Raw genomic sequence first — 24,038 nt, 5'->3', positions numbered from 1 at the left:
TCGTCGGCGCAGTGGGGTCACCAACTGCTGCGGCTGGATTAGCTATCCTTATTCTACGCCGCCAGAAATTTGGCCAGCCATTGCATTCCCGACTCGAAGCTGGTCAAAACGGTCTTTCCGGTCCTCTCCATAAGCTCTGGCGCGAGCCGGGCCATGGTTGCCTGTGCGAAGACGATCACGTCTCGAGGCGGAAAACCGGCGCGTCAAACATCGTCGCGACATCAACTTTTGCCTCTACCGGGTCACGCAAAACGGCGTGAAAGCAATGTGGGCCTCCGTCCGTTGTCGCCATATCGACTTTCCAGCCGCTTTCAACATTTCAGAATCATTGGCGCGATAGAGACAAGTCCCGCGGGGGAATTTCATAGCATAGCGCCGCCCTGGACTGTCTGCGCGAGGGCGGAAGCAGCCCTCCCTCCCTGCCCGATTAAGTCGCTTGAGTCGGGGATGCGTCGAAAAATTTTACACCTTGCTTTCAGACGCCCCTCTGGGGTGCAGTAACTTAGCTAAGTTATTGTTATAAAACAGTCAACTAGAGAAGTGCTTGGTATTTTGGCACAATTCGTGCTTGTTTCTTGCCTGCGGCAAAAATACCGTGCGTTCTAATGGTTGTGCAGTTTTTTTTCTTTCCCTGGATACCGAGGATCGTCTCGGTTGTTTCTACGGCGTATGGCGTAAAGTGGAATTGGAGAAACAGGATGAAAACGACTAGAGTAACGGGCCTTAGTGTATTGGGCGGCGCGCTGTCGGTGCTTTTGGCGGCGTCGCCGGCCTGGGCCGGGCCATTTGTGACGCAGGGGCCGTTTGTGCTCGGGGTGCCGGGCGAAGCGATTCCAACTCCTCGCGAGGTGCCGGGCAAGGAGTACACGGACCTCGTCGATAAAGACGACGGTGCCCCGCCGGCGGCCACTCCCCTGCAGAATCTGGCGTGGGATGGCGCGGGCGGGAGGGCGAACAGCTTCAACTGGAGCGGTACTTTCGTATTCGGCGGGGTCCCGATCGCAGACCCCGGGAACGAAGTGGACGCGATGGCGCATGAGCTCGACTTGCTGTTTCATGAAGTCATTGCCAACACCTCGGCGCTCCTTGTGTCGGCGCAGGGCGATCCCGGCGATGCCGGTGCTGCCTCCACGGTGCCTATCCGTGTCGAACCGATCAGCGGCTGTGGTGCCGGACCCTGCCCCGTCTGGGCAACCGTGCCGGACGTTGACCAGGAGGGCGTCAGGGACCTGAATTCCCTCGAGGTCTGGGGACCCGATGGTCCGGGTGGCGACGACACCAACCGGATTTCGCTGCTCGGTGACCCACTCGGTGTCGCGGTGTGGGCTTGTGGCGCTCCTGGCCCTTGTAGCCCCTTTGTCACGAGCATCGATATTGCCGGGGCAATCGGTTTGCCCACCGGCCTGTTGAACGAGCTGGACCTTGACGCACTGATGACCTTCGGCGGCGAGCTGTTGTTCAGCATTCGGCCGGTCGGGCCCTTCGACGGCGGCGAGATCTGGCACTGGACAGGTGGCGGAGCGGCCAGCTTCCTGGTGCATGGCGGGCACGTGTGGGATACCCTCAACGACGTCACGGCCCTTATCGGCCACGAAAACGTCGACGCACTGGAGGCTGTTTCGACAGCAGTTCCGGAACCCGCCAGTCTGGCCCTGTTGGCAACCGGTTTGCTGGGAGTCTTTCCCTTCGCAAGGCGGCGGAAGGTGTAGTTGTCATATGGGCTGCAGGGCAGGAGCCCTGCAGCAACCAAACGATAGCATGACACTCCCCCCGGTCCCCGTGCCGCGATGGCGCCACGGGGTTTTCGCGGTGCGCCCAGGTTTCGGCCCGGTCGGCCCGGTCGGCCCGGATGGCCTGAGGGCGGGTAGAGCCGCAAGGAGCTTCTCGTCGGTCGATCCGTGAAACAAAAAAGCCCGCCGGGAGGCGGGCTTGGACTGCTGTCGCGGCGACCGCCGCGACGCTCGGCCTATTCAGACTATTCGAACTCGATGATCACCTGATCGACCGCCAGGCTCTCGCCTGGCTCGGTAAGGATCTTCTTGACCTTGCAGTCAAGCTCAGCCCGGAGAACGTTCTCCATCTTCATCGCTTCGATGACCGCCAGTTTTTCGCCGGCGCTGACCTGCTGGCCGACGGTAACCGAAACTTCACGCAGCAAGCCCGGCATCGGCGAGAGCAGGAACTTGGAGAGATCCGGCGGCACCTTCTTCGGCATCAGCGCCAGCATGCGGGCAGCATTGGCAGTCATTACCGTTGCCTTGACCTGCTTGCCGAAGTGGACAACGCGATAGAGCAGGCCGATGCGCTCAAGTTGCAGGCACAGCGGTTCGCCGTTACAGGTGCCGTGAAAAACCTGTTCGCCGAACCGCCAGTCGGAAACGAGATCGTAGCGATCCGCGCCGTAGGTGACCGAGTAGCCGCCGGGGATCGGCGTGACCACCACCGGATAGTCCTTGCCTTCCATCTGCACCACCCAACCGCTGCCGACCTTGCGCTCGTGCCCGGGCATCTGACCACTGACCTGGACTGCCCGGTCGATGTAGCGACGACGCCCGAAGGCGGCGACGGCAGCGAGCAGGCCCGGATCCTGGTGCACCACGTCGCTGGCGACGAAGCCGCTCGGGTACTCGTCGGCCAGGAAGGAAGTGGTGAAGATCCCCGACAGGAAACGCTTGTTCTGCATCAGCGCGGCCTGGAATGGAATGTTCGAACTGATACCGCGGATCACGAAGGCGTTCAGCGCGTCGCGCATGCGAGTGACTGCCTGTTCGCGGGTCGAGCCGTGGCAGATCAGCTTGGCGATCATCGAGTCGTAATGCATCGAAATCTCGCCACCTTCGAAGACACCGGTATCGACCCGGACCTGTCCCTCGATGGTTTCCGGCGGCCGATACTTGACCAGTCGGCCAATCGACGGCAGGAAGCCGCGGAAGGGGTCTTCGGCGTTGATCCGGCACTCGATGGCCCAGCCATTGGCCTTGATGTCGTCCTGCACGAAAGGCAGTTTCTCGCCAGCGGCGACGCGGATCATCAACTCGACGAGATCGACGCCGGTGATCATTTCGGTGACCGGATGCTCGACCTGCAGGCGAGTATTCATTTCCAGAAAGTAGAAGGACTTGTCGGAACCGACGACGAACTCGACGGTACCGGCGCTCTGATACTTCACCGCCTTGGCCAGCGCCACGGCCTGCTCACCCATGGCTTTGCGGATGCTGTCGTCGATAAAGGGCGACGGGGCTTCCTCGATGACTTTCTGGTGCCGTCGCTGAATCGAACACTCGCGCTCGAGCAGATAGACGGTGTTGCCAAAGGAGTCGGCAATGAGCTGGATTTCGATATGGTGCGGTCCCTCGACAAACTTCTCGATGAACACGCGGTCGTCGCCAAAGCTGTTGCGCGCCTCGTTGCGGCAGGCGTCAAAGCCTTCGCCGGCCTCCTTGTCGTTGTAGGCGACACGCAGTCCCTTGCCGCCACCACCGGCAGAGGCCTTGATCATGACCGGGTAACCGATATCCTTGGCGATGCCGACGGCGGTAGCGGAATCCTCGATGGCCGCGTTGTAGCCGGGGATGGTGTTGACCTTGGCTTCTTCGGCCAGCTTCTTCGAGGCGATCTTGTCGCCCATGGCGGCGATCGAGTGGTGCTTCGGGCCGATGAAGATGATGCCGCTTTCTTCGAGACGACGCGAGAACTCCTCGTTCTCGGAGAGGAAACCGTAGCCCGGGTGTACCGCCTCGGCGCCGGTCTGTTTGCAGGCGGCGATGATCTTGTCCATCACCAGATACGATTCCTTGGACGCTGCCGGGCCGATGCACACGGCTTCGTCGGCCATCAGGACGTGCATCGAGTCCTTGTCGGCTTCCGAATAGACGGCGACCGTCTGGATACCCATCTGCTTGGCGGTCTTCATCACCCGGCAGGCAATTTCGCCGCGGTTGGCGATCAGTATTTTCTTGAACATCTCTATTTCTCCCCGTGGATCAAAGCGGAATGTTGCCGTGCTTGCGCCACGGGTTTTCCAGTTTTTTGTCGCGCAGCATGGCCAGCGAGCGGCAAATGCGCTTGCGGGTCTCGTGCGGCATGATCACGTCGTCGATGAAGCCGCGAGCTCCAGCGACGAAGGGGTTGGCGAACTTGGCCTTGTATTCCGCTTCGCGTGCGGCCAGTTTCTCCGGGTCATTCTTCTCCTCGCGGAAAATGATCTCGACCGCGCCTTTCGGACCCATGACGGCGATTTCGGCCGATGGCCAGGCGAAGTTGACGTCGCCGCGCAAGTGCTTGGAAGCCATCACGTCGTAGGCACCGCCGTAGGCCTTGCGGGTGATCACGGTGATTTTTGGCACGGTGCACTCGGCGTAGGCGTAGAGCAGCTTGGCGCCGTGCTTGATGATGCCGCCGTACTCCTGCGCGGTGCCGGGCATGAAACCGGGAACGTCGACGAAAGTCACCACCGGGATGTTGAACGCGTCACAGTAGCGCACGAAGCGCGCCGCCTTGATCGAGCTCTTGATGTCCAGGCAGCCGGCGAGGACCAGTGGCTGGTTGGCGACGATACCAACGGTCGAGCCGTCCATGCGCGCAAAGCCGATGACGATGTTCTTGGCGTACTCGCGCTGCAGTTCGAAGAAGTCGCCGTCATCGGCAACCTTGATGATCAGTTCCTTGATGTTGTACGGCTTGTTGGTATTGTCCGGCACCAGGGTGTCGAGCGAGAAATCAAGACGCTCGGCGGGATCCTGCGAGGGCAGGCGTGGTGGCTTTTCACGGTTGTTCGAAGGCAGGAAGCTGATGAAGCGGCGCAGCATCATCAGCGCCTCGACATCATTTTCAAAAGCCAGGTCGGCAACCCCGGACTTGCTGGTATGGGTGACTGCGCCGCCAAGTTCTTCGGCGGTGACGTCTTCGTGGGTCACCGTCTTGACCACTTCCGGGCCGGTGACGAACATGTACGACGAGTCCTTGACCATGAAGATGAAGTCGGTCATCGACGGGCTATAGACGGCGCCGCCGGCACAAGGCCCCATGATCAGCGAGATCTGCGGCACGACGCCCGAGGCGAGAACGTTGCGCTGGAAAACGTCGGCATAACCGGCCAGCGAAGCGACCCCTTCCTGGATGCGCGCGCCGCCCGAGTCGTTGAGGCCGATCACCGGTGCACCGACCTTGATCGCGTGATCCATGACCTTGCAGATCTTTTCGGCATGCGCTTCGGACAGCGAACCGCCGAAGACGGTGAAGTCCTGCGAGAAGACGAACATCAAGCGACCGTTGATGGTACCGCAGCCAATCACCACCCCGTCGCCGGGGACCGACTGTTCGGCCATGCCGAAGTCGTGACAACGGTGTTCCTTGAACATGTCCCATTCTTCGAAAGAGCCACTGTCGAGCAAGAGCTCGATGCGCTCGCGGGCGGACAGTTTGCCCTTGCTGTGCTGGTTATCGATGCGTTTCTGGCCACCACCCAGACACGCCGCCGCACGCTTTTCTGCAAGCTGGCGAATAATGTCGTGCATAAGGTTTACTCCCTAACGGTCGGGTCAATCACAACTACTCAAACATCAGAACTACGCTTGCGAGTCGGACTATCCCCTGATCCGACTCAAGAAATCATTCCTTCATCAGCGTCAGCAGCCGCGAGGCGGCCGCGCCGGGCGTCGTCCGCCCCTCGGCGACGTCGCTGGAAAGCTCGGGCAGCGCCGCTCGTACGGCCGGATGGGCGCGGAAGTAGCGGCGCAGACCGGAATCGATCAGGCTCCACATCCAGTCCACCGCCTGCCGGCGGCGCTTTTGTTCGAATTCGCCGCTGGCCTTCATGAGCCCCTGGTAGCGCTCGATTTCGGCCCAGAACTCGGCGATGCCACGCTTGCCCAGCGCGCTGCAGGTGAGCACCGGCGGCCGCCAGTTGGGGCTGGCGCTGCGCAGCATGGTCAGCGCGGTACGCATCTGACTGCGCGCGGCGGCCGCGGCGCGTTCGTCGATATCGGCCTTGTTGAAGATGATCAGGTCGGCAATTTCGACAATTCCCTTCTTGATGGCCTGCAGGTCATCGCCCTGGCTGGGTAACTGCAGCAGGACGAACGCATCGACCATGCCGGCGACCGTCGTTTCGGATTGACCGACGCCGACGGTCTCGACGATGATTACGTCAAAGCCGCCGGCTTCGCAGAGCAGCATCGCTTCGCGCGTCTTGTCGGCGACTCCGCCCAGCGAACCCGAGGACGGGCTGGGGCGGATGAAGGCTTCGTCGCGCTGGCAGAGCAGTTCCATGCGCGTCTTGTCGCCGAGAATCGAACCGCCGGAGACCGACGACGAGGGGTCGACAGCGAGCACGGCGACGCGCTTGCCGGCGCCGATCAGGAACAGGCCAAGCGATTCGATAAAAGTTGATTTGCCGGCACCAGGTGCGCCAGAGATGCCGACGCGGATGGTTCGTCCGGTGTGCGGGAGCAGCGCCGTGAGCACCTGTCGGGCACGACGCTGATGATCGCTGCGCGTCGATTCGACGAGGGTGATGGCTTTGGCCAAGGCCCGTCGACGGCAGGCGAGGACGCCGTCGACGAGATGCTGGTCAGCCGTGGCCATACTGGTGGTTGAAGAGTGGGTCATATCCATGGCTGACAGCAGTGGGTGGCTCAGGCAGAGGCGGCGGCGCGAGCTTTGCGGATCTCGCTGACGATGGTCATCGCCGAATCCTCGATGCGCGTTCCCGGTCCGAAAATGGCCTTGGCGCCAGACTTGTACAGGAAGTCATAGTCCTGCGCCGGGATCACCCCGCCCGCGAAAACGATGATGTCGTCTGCTCCCTGATCCTTGAGCGCCTTGACCAGCGCCGGCAACAGCGTCTTGTGTCCGGCCGCGAGCGACGATACACCGATTGCATGCACGTCGTTCTCGATGGCCAGCCGCGCCGCTTCTTCCGGGGTCTGGAAAAGCGGGCCGACGTCGATGTCGAAGCCGAGGTCGGCAAAGGCCGTGGCCACCACCTTGGCACCACGGTCGTGGCCATCCTGCCCGAGTTTGGCGACCATGATCCGCGGCCGCCGGCCTTCGTCTTCGTTGAACTTGGCGATTTCGGCTTTCAGCGCTTCCCAGCTGGCGATCCCTTCGACGACCGCACCGTACACGCCGGAAACGGTCTGCTGTGTGGCGCGGAAACGTCCGTAAACTGCTTCCAGAGCGTCGGAAACTTCGCCGACCGAGGCGCGCAGGCGCATCGCCTTGACCGCCAGGTCGAGCAGGTTGCCTTCCTGGGTCTCGGCGCAGCGCGTCAGGTCGGCAAGCGCAGCATTGACCTTTTCGGTATCGCGGCTGGCGCGGATCTTGTTCAGGCGGACGATCTGCGAGTCGCGGACGGCGGCGTTGTCGATGTCACGGATTTCGAGGTCGTCTTCCTTGGCCAGCTTGTACTTGTTGACGCCGACGATGACGTCCTTGGCGGAGTCGATGCGCGCCTGCTTGTCGGCTGCGCAGCCCTCGATCTTCATTTTTGCCCAGCCGGATTCGACGGCGTGCGTCATGCCGCCCATGCTGTCGACTTCCTCGATGATCTTCCACGCCTCGTCGGCGAGATCCTGGGTCAGCCTCTCCATCATGTAGGAACCGGCCCAGGGGTCGATGACGTTGGTGATGTGCGTCTCTTCCTGGATCACCAGCTGCGTGTTGCGGGCGATGCGCGAAGAGAACTCGGTCGGCAGGGCGATGGCTTCGTCAAGGGCGTTGGTGTGCAGCGACTGCGTGCCACCAAAGACCGCGGCCATCGCTTCGATGGTCGTGCGCACGACGTTGTTGTAGGGATCCTGCTCGGTCAGCGACCAGCCCGAGGTCTGGCAGTGGGTGCGCAGCATCATCGACTTTGCATTCTTCGGTTCGAACTCCTGCATCGCTTTCCACCACAACAGGCGGGCCGCGCGCAGCTTGGCCACTTCCAGGTAGAAGTTCATGCCGATGGCGAAGAAAAACGAGAGCCGGCCGGCGAAGGCGTCGACGTCCAGGCCGGAAGCAATCGCCGTGCGCACGTAGTCGCGACCGTCGGCAATGGTGAAGGCCAGTTCGAGAGCCTGCGTGGCGCCGGCTTCCTGCATGTGGTAACCCGAAATCGAGATCGAGTTGAACTTCGGCATGTGCTGCGCGGTGTAGCCGATGATGTCGGAGATGATCTTCATCGACGGCTGCGGCGGATAGATGTAGGTGTTGCGGACCATGAACTCCTTGAGGATGTCGTTCTGGATGGTCCCCGAGAGCTTGTCCTGCGGCACGCCCTGTTCTTCGGCGGCGACGATGTAGCCGGCAAGAATTGGCAGTACCGCACCGTTCATGGTCATCGACACCGAGATTTTCTCGAGCGGGATGCCGTCGAACAGAATCTTCATGTCTTCGACCGAGTCGATCGCCACGCCTGCCTTGCCGACGTCGCCGGTGACGCGCGCATGGTCGGAGTCGTAGCCGCGGTGGGTGGCCAGGTCGAAAGCTACCGAGACGCCCTGACCGCCGGCCGCCAGCGCCTTGCGATAGAAGGCATTCGATGCTTCAGCGGTGGAGAAGCCGGCGTATTGGCGGATGGTCCATGGCCGGCCGGTGTACATCGTTGCCTGCGGGCCGCGGACGAAGGGGGCCAAGCCTGGCAGGGTATCGGTGTACGGCAGGCCTTCCAGATCCTTCCTGGTATAGAGGGGCTTGACGACCACGCCTTCGGGCGTCACCCAGTTCAGTGTTTCGAGTTCGGCACCGCGCAGTGCTTTGGCGGCGGCCTTCTTCCAGTCATCGAGGTTTGATGAATCAGCTAGTGCAGGATTGTTCGCGTTGGACATGACGGAACCTTTCACGAAATCAGTGGATTGGGGTGGGGTGGGGAATTCGCCCCGACGAGTCAAGGAATTATACCGACCAAGCGAGCCGCTATGGCATACAAAGATCGCTAGCACTTGACACCCCGCTCGACGAATAATACTGTATCCATAATTATGAAAGCAAGGTCTCGTCTGAGACCCTGAACGAGTCAGTAGAAAAAAGAGATCGATGGATCCCAGTCAAATCGCCCAGACGGCCCTCTACCAGGAGGTCGCTGAAAGACTACGGCAGAGAATTTTCGCGCATCAGTTAGCCCCGGGAGCCAGGATCGACGAACAGGCTCTGGCCATCGATTACGGGATCAGCCGCACGCCGCTGCGCGAAGCGCTGAAGGTACTTGCCGCCGAAGGCCTGGTGACCTTGCGGCCACGCCGCGGCTGCTTCGTCACCGAGATCTCGGAGCAGGACCTGGATGACATTTTTCCCTTGATGGCCATGCTCGAAGGGCGTTGCGCACTCGAGGCGACGACCCGGGCACAGCCCGAAGACCTGGCCAGGCTCGATGCGCTGCACGCGGAACTACAGCGCTTTGCCGAGAGTAACGAGATCGAGCGCTTTTTCGAGGTCAATCAGGCGTTTCACTACCAGATCCAGGAAATGTCGGGAAACCGCAGGTTGCGCCAGGTGATCCAGGACCTGCGCAAGGTGCTCAAACTGACGCGCCTGTTTTCGCTGAGCATCGACGGTCGTGTGCAGCAGTCGCTCGCCGAACACGCGATCATCCTGGCGGCGATCAAGGCCGGCGACGCGGCGGGCGCGCAAGTCGCGATGCACGATCACATTCTTGCCGGACGCCAGGCGCTGGCCAGGAGCAACGCCATTCAAGAACTGCCGACATGAGCGGGCGTATTCTATGCACGCGCGCCGAAAGGGTGGCCACCGTCACCCTTGCGAATCCGGGCAAACTCAATGCCATCGACTTTGCCATGTGGCAGAGCCTGGCCGAGATCGTTGCTGAACTGTCGGGCGACGAAGAGTTACGCTGCGTAGTGGTCCGTGGCGACGGTGATCAAGCATTCGCCGCCGGTGGCGACATCGACGAGTTTCTCGGCAGGCGCGACACAGTGGAGCGGGCAATGGCCTACCATGCGCAGGCGGGCGCCGCTCTGCAGGCCCTGGCCGACTGTCGTCAGCCGACGATCGCGTTGCTGCAGGGGGCATGCATCGGTGGCGGGCTGGAGATTGCCGCGCAGTGCGACCTGCGCATCGCGGCGCAGTCGTCGCGTTTCGGCGCACCCATCAACAAGCTCGGTTTTTCGATGTATCCCGCGGAGATGGCCAGTCTGCTGCGTCTGGCCGGGCCGGCATGCCTGCTGGAAATCCTGCTCGAAGGGCGCATTCTCGGTGCGCAGGAGGCGCTCGGCAAAGGCCTCCTTACCCGGGTTGTGACGGATGACGAAGTGGTTAACGAGGCTTACGCCAGTGCTCGCCGCATTTGCGCTGGCGCGCCGCTGGTTGCCCGCTGGCACAAGCAATGGCTGCGCCGGCTGCAGCAGGGTGCGCCGCTGAGTGAAGAGGAGCTGCGTGCTTCCTTTGCTTTCCTCGCTACCGAGGACTACCGCGAAGGCCTGTCGGCATTCATCGAGAAGCGCAAGCCGGAATTCAGAGGCCGCTGACCACCACCATGACCGTGGAAGTCGGCTACCCGACTTGCACATCAAACGGACAAACCCCACATCATCTTGGCTGCCAGCAGGATCAGGATGGCGGCGAAAAGACGCTTCAGGGTGGCCACCGGCAAGCGGTGTGCCAGGCGGGCGCCGAGGGGGGCGATGAGCATGCTCGATGGCACCAGCCAGAGCAGCGCTGGCAGGTACACGTAGCCGACGCTCCACGGTGGCAGGCCGGGGTGCTCCCAGCCGTTGAAAATGTAACCCAGCGAACCGCCGATGGCGATCGGGAAGCCGACCGCCGCCGACGTTCCGATTGCATGCTGCACGCGCACGTTGCACCAGGTCAGGAAAGGTACCGTGAGGGACCCTCCGCCGATGGCGACCAGTGCCGACAGCGCGCCGATGCCGGTGCCGACGCCAAAGACGCCGAGCGCGCCGGGCAACTCGCGCGAGGCCTTGGGTTTCAGGTCAAGGATCATCTGCACCGCGACCAGGCAGACGAAGACCATGAAGAAGAGTGCCAGAGGTCTGGACGGCACGCTGCCGGCGAACAGTGTGCCGATCAGCGTGCCCGCGAGAATCCCGGGGGTGATCTGGCCAACCACCTTCCACAGCACGGCCTGATGGTCGTGGTGGGCGCGCAGGCTGGCAAGGGACGTAAACAGGATCGCGGCCATCGACGTGCCGAGCGCCAGATGCAGGACCTCGGTCGCCGGAAATCCCGCCTGCGCGGCGAACATCATGGTCAAGGTGGGAACCATGACCAGTCCGCCGCCGATGCCGAGCATGCCGGCGAACAAGCCGGTAAACAGACCCAGCGCGATATATGCCAGCCACCAGAGCAACGCGGACTCCCTTCAGGATCGGTGCAACGAGGGCTCCATCATCCCACGATTCGTCGCCTCACCGCCGGTCAACGCCAGCAGCGCCGTCGGGGTGCTCATTGCCCGAGAACTTCGACGAGCATGCGGTCCACACCGACCTGCCAGTCGGGCAGGCGCAGATCGAAAGCCGCCTGCAGCTTGCGCGTGTCCAGGCGGGAGTTGTGCGGGCGTGGGGCGGGCAAGGGGTAGGCGCTGCTTGGCACCGCCTCGATGGCTGCAGGTGCGACGCGGATGGCTTTGCCGGCTTGCCGGGCGAAGTCGATGACGTGCCGGGCGTAGCCGTGCCAGCTGGTCTCGCCGCCAGCCACCAGATGGTAAAGGCCGGCCAGAGCAGGTTGTTGCCGTGCGCTGCGAATGGCGTGCGCAGTGACGTCGGCGATCAGATCGGCGCCAGTGGGCGCACCGATCTGATCGCCGATCACCGTGAGCTGATCGCGTTCGCTCGCCAGGCGCAGCATGGTGCGCGCAAAGTTGTTGCCGCGCGCGGCGTACACCCAACTGGTGCGAAAAATCAGGTGTTTGGCGCAGGCGGCGGCGACCGCCTGTTCGCCGGCGAGCTTGCTTTGACCGTAGACGCTCAGCGGCGCGGTGGCGTCGCTTTCCAGCCAGGGCTTCTCGCCGCTGCCTGCGAATACGTAGTCGGTCGAGTAGTGCACCAGCCAGGCGCCGAGGCGGTTGGCTTCCTCGGCGAGCACGCCGGGAGCCAGGGCGTTGAGCGTTCTCGCCAGTTCGGGTTCAGACTCGGCCTTGTCGACCGCCGTGTGGGCGGCGGCATTGACGATCACGTCCGGTGCGACGGCGCGCACGCAGGCTGCCAGGCCGGCGAGGTCAGTGAAGCTGCCGCACAGTTCGCCATCGCCTTCGTAATCCAGGGCGATCACGGTTCCGAGCGGAGCCAGACTGCGTTGCAACTCCCAGCCCACCTGTCCGCGCTTGCCGAAGAGCAGGATTCTCATGCCTCGCGCCCGCCATAGTTCTTTTCGACCCAATCGCGGTAGGCGCCGGACTGCACCTGCTCTACCCACTGCTGATTGTCGAGATACCAGAGTACGGTCTTGCGAATGCCGGTGGCGAAAGTCTCTGCCGGCTTCCAGCCCAGCTCGCTTTCAATCTTGCGCGCGTCGATGGCGTAGCGCCGGTCGTGGCCGGGGCGGTCGGCAACCGTGGTGATCTGCTCGCGGTAGGGTCGGCCGTCCGAACGTGGGCGAAGTTCGTCGAGCAGGTCGCAGACGGTGCGCACGATATCGAGGTTGGGCTGCTCGTTCCAGCCGCCGACGTTGTAGGTTTCGCCCGGACGACCGGCTTCGAGCACGCGCCGGATCGCCGTGCAGTGGTCCTTCACATACAGCCAGTCGCGAATCTGCTGGCCGTCGCCATACACCGGCAGGGCCTTGCCGGCGAGGGCATTGACGATCATCAACGGAATCAGTTTTTCCGGGAAATGATAGGGACCGTAGTTGTTCGAGCAGTTGGTGGTCAGCACCGGCAGCCCGTAAGTGTGGTGGTAGGCGCGCACCAGATGGTCGCTGGCGGCCTTGCTCGCCGAGTAGGGGCTGTTCGGTTCATAGGCGTGCGTTTCGCTGAAAGCCGGCTCATCGCTGGCCAGGGAACCATAGACCTCGTCCGTCGACACGTGCAGAAAGCGGAAGCGCTTTTTGGCCTCGCCAGCCAGCGTCCCCCAATAGGCGCGCGTCGCTTCGAGAAGATGGAAGCTGCCGACAATGTTGGTCTGGATAAAGTCCTCGGGACCATGAATCGAGCGATCGACGTGCGATTCGGCGGCAAAGTTGACGATCGCCCGCGGCTGGTATTGCGCCAGGAGGCTGGTGGTGAGCTGGCTGTCGCCGATGTCGCCGTGCACGAAGATATGCCGCGGGTCCTCGGCCAGCGACGCAAGGCTCTGGCGATTGCCGGCATAGGTCAGTTTGTCGAGGTTGATCAGCGCCTCGTCACTTTGGGCCAGCCAGTCGAGCACGAAATTTGCGCCGATGAAGCCGGCGCCGCCGGTGACCAGAATCATGTGCAGACCTTTTCAGAGGGAGAGTGGCGAGGGATAGGGCGCTCGGCGTAGTCAGGCGTCAGGCGTCAGGCGTCAGGTATCGGGCAGTATGCACAGCCGGCAAGTCGGGACGCGCGGTCGACGCTCTTCGGGTCAGCGGCCGTAGCTGTCCTGCAGGCGGACGATGTCATCTTCGCCAAGATAGCTGCCGGACTGGACCTCGATCATTTCGAGGTCGATCTTGCCCGGGTTTTCGAGACGATGGACGACGCCGAGCGGAATATAGGTCGATTGGTTTTCGGAGAGCAACAGCGTTTCGTCGCCGCGGACGATCAGCGCCGTGCCCTTGACGACGACCCAGTGTTCGGCACGGTGATGGTGCTTTTGCAGACTGAGGCTGGCACCGGCTTTTACCAGAATGCGCTTGACCTGATAGCGCGGCGCATGCGCCAGCCCTTCGTAGCTTCCCCAGGGGCGATGGACGATGTGCCTCAGTTCGGTTTCGCTGCGCGCCGAACGCTTCAAAGCCTCGACCAGCGCCTTGACTTCCTGCGCCTTCGATTTGTCTGCTACCAGGATCGCATCTGGCGTGGCAACGACGATCAGTCCGCTGACGCCGACGGTGGCCAGCAATTGCCCGTCAGCGAGAAGGATCGAATCGTGGGTGTCGATACTCAGTACGTCACCGCGCTGCGTGTTGCCGTTGTCGTCGGCCTGACCAAGCGCAGCCATTGCATCCCAGGCGCCGATGTCGTTCCAGCCCGCATCGAGCGGAATGACGACACCATGGTCGGTTTTCTCCATGACTGCATAGTCGATCGATTTTGACGGGCTGGCGAGAAAAGCCGCGTGATCGAGGCGCACGAAGTCCAGGTCGCAGCGTTCGCTGGCGACGGCCGCAGTCACGCACTCGCGGATTCCCGGCGCATAGCGGTCGAGGGCTTCGAGGTAGGTGTCGGCGCCGAAGAGAAACATGCCGCTGTTCCAGTAGTAGTCGCCGGAATCAAGGTAGCGTTGCGCGGTTTCCGCGTCGGGCTTCTCGACGAAACGGTCGAGCGCATAGCCACCCTCGACGACCTCACCGCGACGGATGTAACCGTAGCCGGTTTCGGCACGATCGGGGACGACGCCAAAGGTGACCAGGGCGCCGGCGCGGGCGTGTGGAATTGCCGCACTTATCGCCTCTTGAAATGCGGCTACATTGGCGATGACATGATCCGATGGCAATACCAGGAGGAGCGGTGGCTCTTGCCGAATGCCTGTGCGGATGGCGTGCACCGCGGCTGCGGCGACCGCGGGTGCGGTGTTGCGGGCCGCTGGTTCGAGGAGGATGTCGGCCTTCTGGCCGATCTCGTGAAGTTGTTCGGCGACCAGGAAGCGGTGGTTTTCGTTGCCGACGGCAATGGCTTCACCGAGCCCAACGACCCCGTCGAGGCGGCGCAGCGTGTTCTGCAGCAGCGAAAAATCGTCGACCAGGCGAAGAAACTGCTTCGGATAGTGCGTTCTCGACAGCGGCCACAAACGGGTGCCCGAACCTCCACAGAGAATTACCGGGCGAATGACAGAGGCGTTCATTTACAAGGACTCCAGTTGGTGCAGGCTTGCCGCCATGGGGCTTTGAGAGGCGGCATTATACCGCCGCCGTGGCTTGCCGGTAGGCGCTGACGCCGGCAGTGGGCGGCGGCGAGCGGTCAGCGCTCGCCAAAGGCCTGCCGTTTGCCGAGCCAGGCAAGGCGGGTGGCTGTGCGCGCCATCTTCTATAATGCCCTCTTCCTGCTTGCCGCCCATCTTCCCCGGAACTGGCCTACCGATGCGCATCCTATTGGTAAAAACCTCGTCGCTCGGTGACGTAATCCACAATCTGCCGGTGCTCAGTGATTTGCGCCAGTGCTTTCCGGAAGCGGCAATCGACTGGTGTGTCGAGGAAGCGTTTGCCGATATCCCGCGGCTGCATCCGGCCGTCGACCAGGTCATTCCGGTGGCCACCAGGCGCTGGCGAAAAACACTTGGCAGTCTGGCGACGTGGCGCGAAGTGCGCAACTTCCGCGCCCGCATCCGTGCCCGGAGCTACGACGCAGTGCTCGACACGCAGGGCTTGCTGAAGAGCGCGCTGATTGCCCGGCAAGCCCAAGGCAGGCGCTATGGCTACGCCGCCGAATCGGCGCGTGAGCCGGTCGCGGCGCGCTTTTATGAGGAGACTTTCGTCATCCCGCGCAATGCGCACGCCGTCGAACGCAACCGCTGGCTGGCCGCTGCAGCCTTCGACTATCCGGTCGACCTGGCCCTCGATTACGGTATTTCGGCACCGGCAATCGACGACGCTTGCCGGTCGCCAGGGCGGCAGGTCATTCTGCTGACGGCGACCAGTCGCGACGACAAGCTGTGGGATGAGGCGAATTGGTGCGTGCTTGGTCGAGCCCTGCTGGAACGCGGCCTGACGCCGGTCCTTCCGGCCGGCAATGCGCTTGAGCGGCAGCGTGCCGAGCGTATCGCTGCCGCCTTGCCAGGGGCCATTGTGCCGCCGCCGCTGTCGCTAGCGCAGGTCGCCGCCCTGATCGCACGGGCAGATTTGGTGGTCGGCGTCGATACCGGCCTGGCGCACCTCGCGGCTGCTTTGCGGGTGCCGGTGATCGCCCTTTACGTAGCGACCGATCCCGCTTTGACCGGCGTTTATGGCACGGGCTTCGTGCGCAATCTCGGCCGCTGCGGCGCGCCGCCGTCGACCGCCGAGGTGCTGACCGTTGCCGAGCAGGCGCTGCGGTGATGGCGCGTCTGGCTCTTCTGGCCTATTCGCTGCTCTTCTATCTGGCAATGCCCCTGGTCTGGTTGCGGCTGCTCTGGCGAGGACGTCGGCAGCCGGCGTATCGACAACATTTTGGCGAGCGCCACGCGTTCTATTCACAAGCTCTGCGCTGTGGGCAGCGGCCGTTGATCTGGTTGCATGCCGTTTCGGTGGGTGAGACACGCGCGGCCGTGCCGCTGATCGATGCGCTGCTGGAGGCCTATCCGGACCATGACCTGTTGCTGACCCATATGACGCCGACCGGCCGCGAAACGGGCAGCGAGCTGCTGGCGGCTCGTCCGGAACGCCTGACGCAGGCTTACCTGCCTTATGACCTGCCCGATGCCTGCGGACGTTTTCTCGATCACTTTCGGCCGCGGATCGGGCTGCTGATGGAAACCGAGCTGTGGCCAAACCTGATCGCTGCGGCGGGAAGACGGCAGCTGCCCATAGCGCTGATCAACGGCCGCTTGTCGGCGCGCTCCCTGGCTGGCTATATGCGCCTGCGCAGCCTGATCCGACCCGCGCTGGCGTCGCTGAGTGCCGTTGCCGCGCAAACGACAGCCGACGCCGAGCGCCTGCAGCAGCTTGGCGCCCGCCAGCCAACGGTATGCGGGAATCTGAAATTCGACGTCATGCCGGCCGCGGACAAGTTGCAGCTCGGCGCAGACTGGCGGCAAGCCATTGGGCAGCGGCCGGTGTGCTTGTTGGCCAGTAGCCGGGAAGGAGAAGAGGCGCTGCTGCTCGATGCCTTGGCCACGGTCGCTGTTGCCGAACTGCTGCTGGTCCTGGTTCCTCGTCACCCGCAACGATTTGCCGAGGTCGCCGCCCTGATTGCCAGTCGCGGCCTGACTTTTTGCCGGCGCAGCTCGGCTGACCTGCCGGGTAGCCAGACCCAGGTCTGGCTGGGCGACAGCATGGGCGAAATGGCAGCCTACTATGCGCTGGCGGATCTGGTTCTGATGGGCGGTAGCTTGCTGCCGTTTGGCGGCCAGAACCTGATCGAGGCGGCGGCCTGTGGCTGTCCGCTGCTCCTTGGTCCGCACACTTTCAACTTCGCCCAGGCCAGTGCAGATGCGATCGCCTGTGGTGCTGGCCGGCGGGTGCCTGACGCCCGTCAGGCAGCGCTGGCGGCGCGTGCGCTCTTCGCGCAGCCGGCGGACCTGCTCGTCATGCGCGCTGCGGCGACTGCCTTCAGCCAGGCACACCGCGGCGCCACGGCGCGTACCGTGGCCGTGATCGAAGGGCTCATGGCGCCTCGAAAAGGCTGTTGATCTGCTCCAGGTCGGTTTCAGCGAGCGCGCCGACGGCGGCTTTCAGTTTGAGTTGGGAAAGCAGGGTGTCGAAACGCGCTTTGGCCAGGTCGCGGCGGGTCACGAAGACCTGATTCTCGGCGTTGAGCACGTCGATGTTGATGCGTACGCCGACCTCGTAACCGAGCCGGTTGGATTCCAGCGAACTGCGGCCGGAAACCAGTGCCGCTTCCAGCGCTCGCACGCCGGAGAGGCCATTGACGACCCCCAGATAGGACTGACGTGCGTTGAGCGTCGACGTGCGCCGGGCATTGGCGAGCGCAGCTTTTTCGGCGTCGAGCCTGGCGAGCGCTTCGCGAGTCTTCGAGTTCACCGAACCACCCTGAAAAATCGGGATGTTGAGCTGCAGACCAATCTGATTGGTGCGGTTATCGATCGAGCCGACGCCAAACTGGCCCGGACCGTTGTTCTGGTTGACGTTGGCCACCATGTCCAGAGTCGGATAGTGCCCCGCCCTGCTCACCTCTACCGCCTTGGCGGCCGCTTCGGCAGCCGCCTTCTGCGCCTGGACGACAAAGCTGTCCTCTTCGGCAGCCGTCACCCATTGCTCCATGTTTGCCGGCTGCGGCGGTTGCATCACGGCTTGCGGCTTGAGCCGGTGCAGCTCGCCGGTTTCCTTGCCGACGACCACGCTCAGCGCATAATGCTTGACGGCAAGCTCGCTTTCGGCGGCAACCTCCTGCGCCGTTGCCAGGTCGAAGCGCGACTGCGATTCATAGGTATCGGTGACCGTGGCGATACCGACCTCGAAGTTCTTCTTGGCCTGTGCCAGTTGTTGTGCAATCGCCGTCTTGTTGGCTTGCACCGCGCGCAGGTTCTCGATGGCGAAGAGGACATCGAAGTAGGCTTGCGCGACGCGCAGGATCAGATCCTGGCCGGCCTGGGCGAAATTGGCCTCGCTCTGCATGACCAGCAGCTTCGACTGGTCGTACTGAACGAAATTTTGCCAGCGGAACAGCGGCTGCGTCAGGTTCACCCCATAGGTGTTGCTGTTGTACTTGTTGCTATACGATTGCCTGCTTGAGTCGACCCTGACCCTGTAGTCGGTGTCGTTCCAGAAGGTGTTGCCCGTCGCCGCAATGCTTGGCAGCAAACCGGCCAGTGCTTGCGGCTCTTTCTCGCGTCCGGCCGCCGCGGTGGCGCGTGCCGCGGCGTACTGCGCGTCGTAGCTCAGGGCATCACGATACAGCTGCAGCAGGTCGGTGGCGTATCCGGGAGCTGCCGAGAGGAGAGCCGCCAGCAGGAGGCCGAGCTTGAGGGGGCAGGGTTTTACAGGCATCTTTTGTTGAACTCGCTTTCAATATTTGTGCATCGCCGGATCGACGTCATTCGCCCAGGCGTCGACGCCACCGCTGAGGTTGTAGATTGAACTGAAGCCCTGTCGCTCCAGAAAACCGCCGACCTGGCGACTACGCACGCCGTGATGGCAGATGACGACGATATCGGCATCTGCCGGCAGTTCATCGATGCGCGCGGCCAGGCTCTGCATTGGCAGCAGGCGAGAGCCGTCCAGGTGGCAGAGCTCGAACTCCCAGGGTTCCCGGACATCGAGCAACAGCGGTCGTTGTCGCCAGCCGCCAGCACCACTTTCCGAGGCCGAACTGCTGGCCGCCAACCAATCTGCCAACTGCGTCGCCGAGAGCTGCTGCATCGCGTCGTCGCCTGGAAGTCAGAAAACGAAGCGCTGGCGCGGCTTTGCCGTTCGTAATGGTGCGACGACGGTCTCGAAAAGATTGATAGTGTTGAAGGCATTCTCGTCGCTATGCGTCGTCAAGCGGGCCTGCATCGCCGGTGGTTCACCGATGAACGCCGTCAAACGGCCACCGATCTTCAATTGCTGCAGGAAAGCTTCGGGCAACTCGGACAAGGAGCCGGAGATGACAATCACGTCATAGGGGCCGTGCGCAGACCAGCCCTCGGAAGCATCACCGGTTTCGACGCTGACGTTGGCGACGCCCGCCTGTTGCAGATTTCGCTTGGCGGTCTCGGCCAGGAGCGGATCGATCTCGACGCTATAAACGTACTCCGCCTTGGTCGCCAGAAGGGCGGCCATGTGGCCGCTACCGGTACCGACCTCAAGCACGATATCGGTGTTCTTGACAGCCAGTTCCTGGAGCATGCGTGCCTCGATCTTCGGTTGCAGCATGGTCTGGCCATTGCCGATGGGCATTTCGATGTCGGCAAACGCCAGCATCTGGTAGGCCGTCGGCACGAAGTGTTCACGCTTGACCGCATCAAGAACCGCCAGCACCTCCGGATCCAGCACCTCCCAGGGGCGGATCTGCTGCTCGATCATGTTGAAGCGAGCCTGTTCCATATCCATCTTCACCGCTGTCATAGCATTCCCCATCACAATAGCAATATTAGCGCGATCTAATGTTCGATCTGCAGCGAGATTATACCCCGGTATCTGCCGAGGGTCGTGGCGAAGCCCTTGCCGCGCACGACCGGGCGCCAGTGTAGTGTTGCAGTCCGTATGGAAGCTATAAGTTCCGCCTGCCGCGTGGCTTTCGCGCCGCTGTCAGGCTTCCTGAAAGCCTAACGGACTCGCAGGCGAAAAAAAACGGCACCCTGAGGCGCCGCTTTCGCTGTTTCTGCCGCCCTGCCGCTGGACTCTGGTCTACGCGGCCAGGCCCTTGATCTGAGCCGAGAGGCGGCTTTTCTGCCGTGCGGCTTTATTCTTGTGAATGATTTTCTTGTCGGCGATGCGGTCAATCACCGCGACTGACTCCCGGAAAATACTCTGGGCCGCCGTTTTGTCGCCAGCGATGATCGCTTTCTGAACGCGCTTCACGGCGGTCCGCAGCGTCGAGCGCAGGCCGGCGTTGTGGATGCGTTGTTTGACGCCTTGGCGGGCTCGCTTGCGAGCTTGTGCGCTATTGGCCATGAATGTTTGTCCCTATGAAAAAGCTGATGAAGAACTTGAAAGGCGAGGATTGTACAGAGTCGGGCAAAGTGACGCAAGCGGTCGAGCCCTGGCTGTCAGGATCCTGACAAGGAGGCGTACCCGGGAAGCAAAAAAACGGGCGCCAGGCGCCCGTTCCTTCTGCGACCTAAACAAGCTAGAAGCTGTGCGTCATGCCCGCACCAATGGCGTAGTTGCTCTCGCCAACCGCGCCAATACCTGTTTGGGGATTGGACCAGCTGGCAGGAGTCGTGACTGGTGCCAATTGCGTCTGCATGGGCAACGAGTAGTTGTCGTTGCTGAAGTAGCTGTATGCGGCATATACCGAGGTCCGCTTCGACAGCGGGTAGCTATACATGGTGCCCGCGCCCCAGCTGCTGCCGTCCTTCATCTTCGTGTTATCCAATGACAGTTCGCCGTAACTCAGGGAGGCCGTGCCGGCACCGATCGGTGCATTGATGCCCACCGTCCAGAGGTCGCTACCTTTGAAGGTTTGCGTTGCTGTGGTCGTCTGGCTGTACAGCTCCTGATAGCTGGCGAAGAGCTTGACGACTTTGAAGTCGTAGCTGCCGCCGAGATACCACTCGTTGATGTCCTTGCCGGTATAGACGGTGGTAGCTGTAATCGGATCCCCTACAACGACGTTCTGACGGCCCTGGTATACCAGGTCGACGTTGATCGGGCCATTGGCGTAGTTGGCACCAAGTCCATACTTACCACCGTCGCTCGTGCTGTTGTTGACACCCTCTTCGCCGAATCCGTAGATCGCGCTGAAGTTGAAGCCGGAGTAGTTGTTGCTGGTATAGGTAATAGAGTTGTTGAAGCGAGCGGGGCTGTTCGGGGTGATCGACATGCCGGACAGAACGCTGAGGTTCGACTGGATGGCCAGGTCGGTTGCATCAAGTGCCGAGTTGCGTGCCGAAGCGTTGAAGCCCGGGGCATATTGACGACCGAGAGCGACGGTGCCGAGCTTGTCGCTGGCTAGGCCGACGAATTGCTGGCGGGCGTTGAGGCCGCCTTCGCCGTTGTTGCCGACGCCGTGGTTGACGTCGATGTCCAGGCCGTACTCAAGCGTGAACACGGCTTTCAGACCATTGCCCAGCGCTTCGGAGCCCTTGAAGCCAATACGGTTGCCGGCGCTGATGCCGGAAGAAATGCCGCTGAAAGTGTTGGTGCCGCCACCCGGCTGGTTGCCCGAGGAGTAAAGGTAGCCGGCATCGACGATGCCGTACATGGTGACGTTGGTCTGGGCGAGGGCAGCGCCCGAAGCCAGGCTGGCAACGGCCAGTGCGATAATTTTCTTTTGCATATTGGATCTCCTTATTTGCTGAAACACCAAAATTAAATCTGCTCCGCCAAGTCGACTCGTTGGCAAGAGAATCCTGTAAGGCATTGGTAAGGATTCTCGCAAAGGCTTTGAACGCTAGCAAGCTTGAGAGTGGTCATTTCCGGCAATTGACGATAGTCGTTGTTTTTTTGTCACACGCGCTTCCGGGATGCCACGGTTTTCTGCGCGGTTTGTTCGCTGCACGGCGGCGAACTGGGCGGCGGGCCGTGCTTCTATCGGCGATGGGTTTGCTGCTTCAACGACGCGCCTGGTGTGCGGAGGGGTTGCAGCAGGGGAGGAATCGTGAAAAAAAAACGGGCGCCGAAGCGCCCGTTGCTTGAAGCGTTTGACCGTGGTCAAATTAGAAGGTGTGACGCATACCTGCCAGGAAGGTATTGTTCGTTTCGCCAACGACACCGGTCTGGGTGGTCGGCGCGTTGCCCGTGCTGTGGTTGTCGTTCTTCACCCAGACGTAGCCAGCGTAAAGCGTCGTCCGCTTGGACATGTTGGTCGTCCAGCCCAGGGCGGCCGACTGGCTGCTGTTATCTAGGGTATTGCCGTCGCTGAAATAGTAGTCGCGGCCTGCGTTGTCCCACAACAGTTGGCCGTAGCTGAAGTGGATATTGCTGGCAGCCATGACCGGAACCACCGCGCCGAGCGACCACACAGAGTTGTCGAGGTTGGCGAGGTTCTTGTCATTCTGCTGCTGCCACGAGCCCATGATCTTGACCATCTTGAAGTCGTAGCTGCCACCAACGTAGTACTCGTTGACGGAGTCTCCGGTGCCCGGAACTGCCAACGACGTGGATCCGGCCACCGGCAGGGTGGCGTAGTTTCCATAGAGACTCGTACGCTGCTGGTAGAGAAGGTCGAGGTTCAGGCCGCTATTGGCGTAATTGAAGCCCACACCTGCCTTGCCGTTGTCGCTGACGCTGTTCTCAACACCTGACTCACCGAAGCCGTAGATCAATTTGCCGGTAAAGCCGCTCCAGTTCGGCGAGGTGTAGGTGACAGAATTGTCCCAACGGGCCGCGCTGTTCGGGGTGATGCTGTTGCCTGCTTGATTGGACAGGAAGGACTGTGGTCCGAAGACGGCGCCACCGAAAGCGTCGTTGTTGATCGAAGCTAGGTAGCCCGGGGCATACTGACGACCGAGGGCGACGGTACCGAGCTTGTCGCTCTGCAGGCCGACGAACTGTTGCCGAGCGTTGAGGCTGCCGGTGTTGCCGACGCCGCTGTTGTTGTCGATGTCCAGCGAGTACTCAAGGGTGAACACGGCGTTGAGGCCGTTGCCCAGCGCTTCCGTGCCCTTGAAGCCGATACGCGAGCCGCTCAGCAGGCCGGACTTGATGCCGCTGAAGGTCGGGTCGTTGTTGTTGTTGTTTCTCCCAAAATCCCGGACACTGAGGTCGCCGCCTGAGCTGTAGACGTAGCCGGCGTCAGCAATTCCGTAAATGGTGACGTTGGTCTGGGCAAGAGCGGTGCCCGAGGCCAGGCTGGCAACGGCCAGCGCGATGATTTTCTTTTGCATGGTGAATCTCCTCTAAGTTTGCGATCAATGAATCCAACTGGTGCTTCATCAAACTGGGCCTCTCGGTAAAGACGAGAAGTTGGAGTGATTGTGGCAAACACCGATAAGCGCGGCAAGTTCGCCGAGTGCTTTAGTGGCTTGTTGGGAAAAGAGTGTTGGGTTTTTGCAACAATCCTGCTAATTCCTTGTGTGCAGCACTTCGAGGCCGGCTCGGTTGCGCGTTTCGGCTGGTGATGGCTGATATTCGCAGGTTCGACTCTGCCGGAAAACCACAGCAGCGTCCGGCTCGTGGAATTATCTGGGCATTCCCAGATGAACCAGAATGGCAGCCTCGACGGCCAGCATGTCTGCCTTCGCCAATCTGGCCAAGCGGCTCTTCAGTCGGGCTTTGTCCGCAGTCATGATCTGGTCGGCCATGGCCTTGCTTTGCTGTCCTCCGATACTGACCAGCGCCTCGCCCGGATACTGGCGGCCGGTGCTGCTCGCCAGCGGCACCACAACGACCCGTGCAAGGTTGCGATTCGCTGCGTCATTGCTGACGATCACGGCCGGCCGGGTCTTGCGGATTTCGCTGCCAACGGACGGGTCGAATTCCACCCACCAGACGTCACCGCGCTTCATCGGCACTATCTCCCGCAAGCGCGTTGCTCCATTCCAGCGCTTCGGCCTCGCGCTTCTTGTCGGCGGCCATTGCCCGGTAGCCGGCATCAAGGGCGGAATCCAGCAAGCATGGCCGCACCAGGTCTTCGATGAACTGGCTGATCTTTCCTCTGCCGACGATGCGGTGGAGTCCGTCGTAAACTGTCTCGTCAATGGAGAGTGTCAATTTTTTTT

General features: G+C 62.0%; 21 protein-coding genes. 5 read left to right on the top strand and 16 right to left on the bottom strand.

The annotated features are described in order from the left end of the window. The first annotated feature begins 698 nt into the window (after positions 1-698). Positions 699-1,709 (top strand): PEP-CTERM sorting domain-containing protein, encoded by a 1,011-nt coding sequence (locus tag V5B40_RS12230; protein ID WP_332354756.1) that lies wholly within the window; start codon positions 699-701, stop codon positions 1,707-1,709. Between the two features lie 266 nt (positions 1,710-1,975). Here V5B40_RS12230 and accC read toward each other — a convergent pair whose 3' ends face one another. The 4 genes from accC to scpA form a co-directional block, all read right to left on the bottom strand. After that, entirely contained in the window at positions 1,976-3,964 is a 1,989-nt protein-coding gene (gene accC / locus V5B40_RS12225; RefSeq protein ID WP_332354755.1) for an acetyl-CoA carboxylase biotin carboxylase subunit, read from the bottom strand. 19 nt (positions 3,965-3,983) lie between these two features. Beyond that, on the bottom strand, positions 3,984-5,516 hold the full coding sequence (locus V5B40_RS12220; RefSeq protein WP_332354754.1) for an acyl-CoA carboxylase subunit beta: 1,533 nt from the start codon (positions 5,514-5,516) through the stop codon (positions 3,984-3,986). Between the two features lie 94 nt (positions 5,517-5,610). Then, positions 5,611-6,609 (bottom strand): methylmalonyl Co-A mutase-associated GTPase MeaB, encoded by a 999-nt coding sequence (gene meaB / locus V5B40_RS12215; RefSeq protein WP_332354903.1) that lies wholly within the window; start codon positions 6,607-6,609, stop codon positions 5,611-5,613. A gap of 26 nt (positions 6,610-6,635) precedes the next feature. Next, complete coding sequence (gene scpA, locus V5B40_RS12210) at positions 6,636-8,810, bottom strand: methylmalonyl-CoA mutase (RefSeq protein ID WP_332354753.1); 2,175 nt, start codon at positions 8,808-8,810, stop codon at positions 6,636-6,638. Between the two features lie 208 nt (positions 8,811-9,018). Here scpA and V5B40_RS12205 point away from each other — a divergent pair, with 208 nt between their 5' ends. Both V5B40_RS12205 and V5B40_RS12200 read left to right on the top strand, forming a co-directional pair. Beyond that, positions 9,019-9,690, top strand: coding sequence for a GntR family transcriptional regulator (locus V5B40_RS12205; protein ID WP_332354752.1), 672 nt, complete (start codon positions 9,019-9,021; stop codon positions 9,688-9,690). Beyond that, entirely contained in the window at positions 9,687-10,466 is a 780-nt protein-coding gene (locus tag V5B40_RS12200) for an enoyl-CoA hydratase/isomerase family protein (protein WP_332354751.1), read from the top strand. Before V5B40_RS12205 ends, V5B40_RS12200 begins: the two co-directional genes overlap by 4 nt. Positions 10,467-10,507: 41 nt before the next feature. Here V5B40_RS12200 and V5B40_RS12195 read toward each other — a convergent pair whose 3' ends face one another. From V5B40_RS12195 to V5B40_RS12180, 4 genes are all read right to left on the bottom strand, one after another. Next, the gene (locus V5B40_RS12195; protein WP_332354750.1) at positions 10,508-11,308 is read right to left on the bottom strand and encodes a sulfite exporter TauE/SafE family protein; all 801 of its coding nucleotides are present in this window, start codon (positions 11,306-11,308) and stop codon (positions 10,508-10,510) included. A 95-nt stretch (positions 11,309-11,403) separates the two neighbouring features. Further along, positions 11,404-12,303 (bottom strand): dTDP-4-dehydrorhamnose reductase, encoded by a 900-nt coding sequence (gene rfbD, locus V5B40_RS12190; RefSeq protein ID WP_332354749.1) that lies wholly within the window; start codon positions 12,301-12,303, stop codon positions 11,404-11,406. Next, positions 12,300-13,367 carry a dTDP-glucose 4,6-dehydratase gene (rfbB, locus tag V5B40_RS12185; RefSeq protein WP_332354748.1) on the bottom strand — a complete coding sequence of 356 codons (1,068 nt, stop codon included), beginning with the start codon at positions 13,365-13,367 and terminating at the stop codon, positions 12,300-12,302. Before rfbB ends, rfbD begins: the two co-directional genes overlap by 4 nt. Before the next feature lie 132 nt (positions 13,368-13,499). Further along, positions 13,500-14,921 (bottom strand): mannose-1-phosphate guanylyltransferase/mannose-6-phosphate isomerase, encoded by a 1,422-nt coding sequence (locus V5B40_RS12180; protein WP_332354747.1) that lies wholly within the window; start codon positions 14,919-14,921, stop codon positions 13,500-13,502. Positions 14,922-15,156: 235 nt separating this feature from the next. Here V5B40_RS12180 and waaC point away from each other — a divergent pair, with 235 nt between their 5' ends. Then, positions 15,157-16,110, top strand: a complete 954-nt coding sequence (gene waaC / locus V5B40_RS12175; protein WP_332354746.1) for a lipopolysaccharide heptosyltransferase I — start codon at positions 15,157-15,159, stop codon at positions 16,108-16,110. Further along, positions 16,110-17,402, top strand: coding sequence for a lipid IV(A) 3-deoxy-D-manno-octulosonic acid transferase (gene waaA, locus V5B40_RS12170; protein ID WP_332354745.1), 1,293 nt, complete (start codon positions 16,110-16,112; stop codon positions 17,400-17,402). The genes waaC and waaA overlap by 1 nt, the downstream gene beginning before the upstream one ends. Here waaA and V5B40_RS12165 read toward each other — a convergent pair. The 8 genes from V5B40_RS12165 to V5B40_RS12130 form a co-directional block, all read right to left on the bottom strand. Beyond that, entirely contained in the window at positions 17,377-18,720 is a 1,344-nt protein-coding gene (locus V5B40_RS12165) for a TolC family outer membrane protein (protein WP_332354744.1), read from the bottom strand. The genes waaA and V5B40_RS12165 overlap by 26 nt on opposite strands. An 18-nt stretch (positions 18,721-18,738) precedes the next feature. Further along, positions 18,739-19,092, bottom strand: coding sequence for a rhodanese-like domain-containing protein (locus tag V5B40_RS12160; RefSeq protein ID WP_332354743.1), 354 nt, complete (start codon positions 19,090-19,092; stop codon positions 18,739-18,741). An 18-nt stretch (positions 19,093-19,110) separates the two neighbouring features. Then, positions 19,111-19,764 (bottom strand): protein-L-isoaspartate O-methyltransferase family protein, encoded by a 654-nt coding sequence (locus V5B40_RS12155; protein ID WP_332354742.1) that lies wholly within the window; start codon positions 19,762-19,764, stop codon positions 19,111-19,113. Between the two features lie 297 nt (positions 19,765-20,061). After that, positions 20,062-20,328 (bottom strand): 30S ribosomal protein S20, encoded by a 267-nt coding sequence (gene rpsT, locus V5B40_RS12150; protein WP_332354741.1) that lies wholly within the window; start codon positions 20,326-20,328, stop codon positions 20,062-20,064. A gap of 175 nt (positions 20,329-20,503) precedes the next feature. Further along, positions 20,504-21,682, bottom strand: a complete 1,179-nt coding sequence (locus V5B40_RS12145) for a porin (protein WP_332354740.1) — start codon at positions 21,680-21,682, stop codon at positions 20,504-20,506. A 352-nt stretch (positions 21,683-22,034) separates the two neighbouring features. Further along, complete coding sequence (locus V5B40_RS12140) at positions 22,035-23,204, bottom strand: porin (RefSeq protein ID WP_332354739.1); 1,170 nt, start codon at positions 23,202-23,204, stop codon at positions 22,035-22,037. A 294-nt stretch (positions 23,205-23,498) separates the two neighbouring features. After that, positions 23,499-23,825, bottom strand: coding sequence for a type II toxin-antitoxin system PemK/MazF family toxin (locus tag V5B40_RS12135; RefSeq protein WP_332354738.1), 327 nt, complete (start codon positions 23,823-23,825; stop codon positions 23,499-23,501). Then, positions 23,812-24,030 carry an addiction module antitoxin gene (locus V5B40_RS12130; protein ID WP_434735868.1) on the bottom strand — a complete coding sequence of 73 codons (219 nt, stop codon included), beginning with the start codon at positions 24,028-24,030 and terminating at the stop codon, positions 23,812-23,814. Before V5B40_RS12130 ends, V5B40_RS12135 begins: the two co-directional genes overlap by 14 nt. Between the last annotated feature and the right edge of the window lie 8 nt (positions 24,031-24,038).

Source organism: Candidatus Accumulibacter meliphilus (assembly GCF_036625345.1).
In the GTDB taxonomy this organism is placed as follows: domain Bacteria; phylum Pseudomonadota; class Gammaproteobacteria; order Burkholderiales; family Rhodocyclaceae; genus Accumulibacter; species Accumulibacter meliphilus.
Note: the sequence above shows the minus strand (reverse complement) of the source record. Positions and strands in the feature narration are given on the sequence as shown.

Excerpts from the sequence above, each read along its gene's own strand:
- V5B40_RS12230 (WP_332354756.1), top strand. The coding sequence starts at position 699 with ATGAAAACGACTAGAGTAACGGGCCTTAGTGTATTGGGCGGCGCGCTG.
- accC (WP_332354755.1), bottom strand. The coding sequence starts at position 3,964 with ATGTTCAAGAAAATACTGATCGCCAACCGCGGCGAAATTGCCTGCCGG.
- V5B40_RS12220 (WP_332354754.1), bottom strand. The coding sequence starts at position 5,516 with ATGCACGACATTATTCGCCAGCTTGCAGAAAAGCGTGCGGCGGCGTGT.
- meaB (WP_332354903.1), bottom strand. The coding sequence starts at position 6,609 with ATGACCCACTCTTCAACCACCAGTATGGCCACGGCTGACCAGCATCTC.
- scpA (WP_332354753.1), bottom strand. The coding sequence starts at position 8,810 with ATGTCCAACGCGAACAATCCTGCACTAGCTGATTCATCAAACCTCGAT.
- V5B40_RS12205 (WP_332354752.1), top strand. The coding sequence starts at position 9,019 with ATGGATCCCAGTCAAATCGCCCAGACGGCCCTCTACCAGGAGGTCGCT.
- V5B40_RS12200 (WP_332354751.1), top strand. The coding sequence starts at position 9,687 with ATGAGCGGGCGTATTCTATGCACGCGCGCCGAAAGGGTGGCCACCGTC.
- rfbD (WP_332354749.1), bottom strand. The coding sequence starts at position 12,303 with ATGAGAATCCTGCTCTTCGGCAAGCGCGGACAGGTGGGCTGGGAGTTG.
- rfbB (WP_332354748.1), bottom strand. The coding sequence starts at position 13,367 with ATGATTCTGGTCACCGGCGGCGCCGGCTTCATCGGCGCAAATTTCGTG.
- V5B40_RS12180 (WP_332354747.1), bottom strand. The coding sequence starts at position 14,921 with ATGAACGCCTCTGTCATTCGCCCGGTAATTCTCTGTGGAGGTTCGGGC.
- waaC (WP_332354746.1), top strand. The coding sequence starts at position 15,157 with ATGCGCATCCTATTGGTAAAAACCTCGTCGCTCGGTGACGTAATCCAC.
- waaA (WP_332354745.1), top strand. The coding sequence starts at position 16,110 with ATGGCGCGTCTGGCTCTTCTGGCCTATTCGCTGCTCTTCTATCTGGCA.
- V5B40_RS12165 (WP_332354744.1), bottom strand. The coding sequence starts at position 18,720 with ATGCCTGTAAAACCCTGCCCCCTCAAGCTCGGCCTCCTGCTGGCGGCT.
- V5B40_RS12160 (WP_332354743.1), bottom strand. The coding sequence starts at position 19,092 with ATGCAGCAGCTCTCGGCGACGCAGTTGGCAGATTGGTTGGCGGCCAGC.
- V5B40_RS12155 (WP_332354742.1), bottom strand. The coding sequence starts at position 19,764 with ATGGATATGGAACAGGCTCGCTTCAACATGATCGAGCAGCAGATCCGC.
- rpsT (WP_332354741.1), bottom strand. The coding sequence starts at position 20,328 with ATGGCCAATAGCGCACAAGCTCGCAAGCGAGCCCGCCAAGGCGTCAAA.
- V5B40_RS12140 (WP_332354739.1), bottom strand. The coding sequence starts at position 23,204 with ATGCAAAAGAAAATCATCGCGCTGGCCGTTGCCAGCCTGGCCTCGGGC.
- V5B40_RS12135 (WP_332354738.1), bottom strand. The coding sequence starts at position 23,825 with ATGAAGCGCGGTGACGTCTGGTGGGTGGAATTCGACCCGTCCGTTGGC.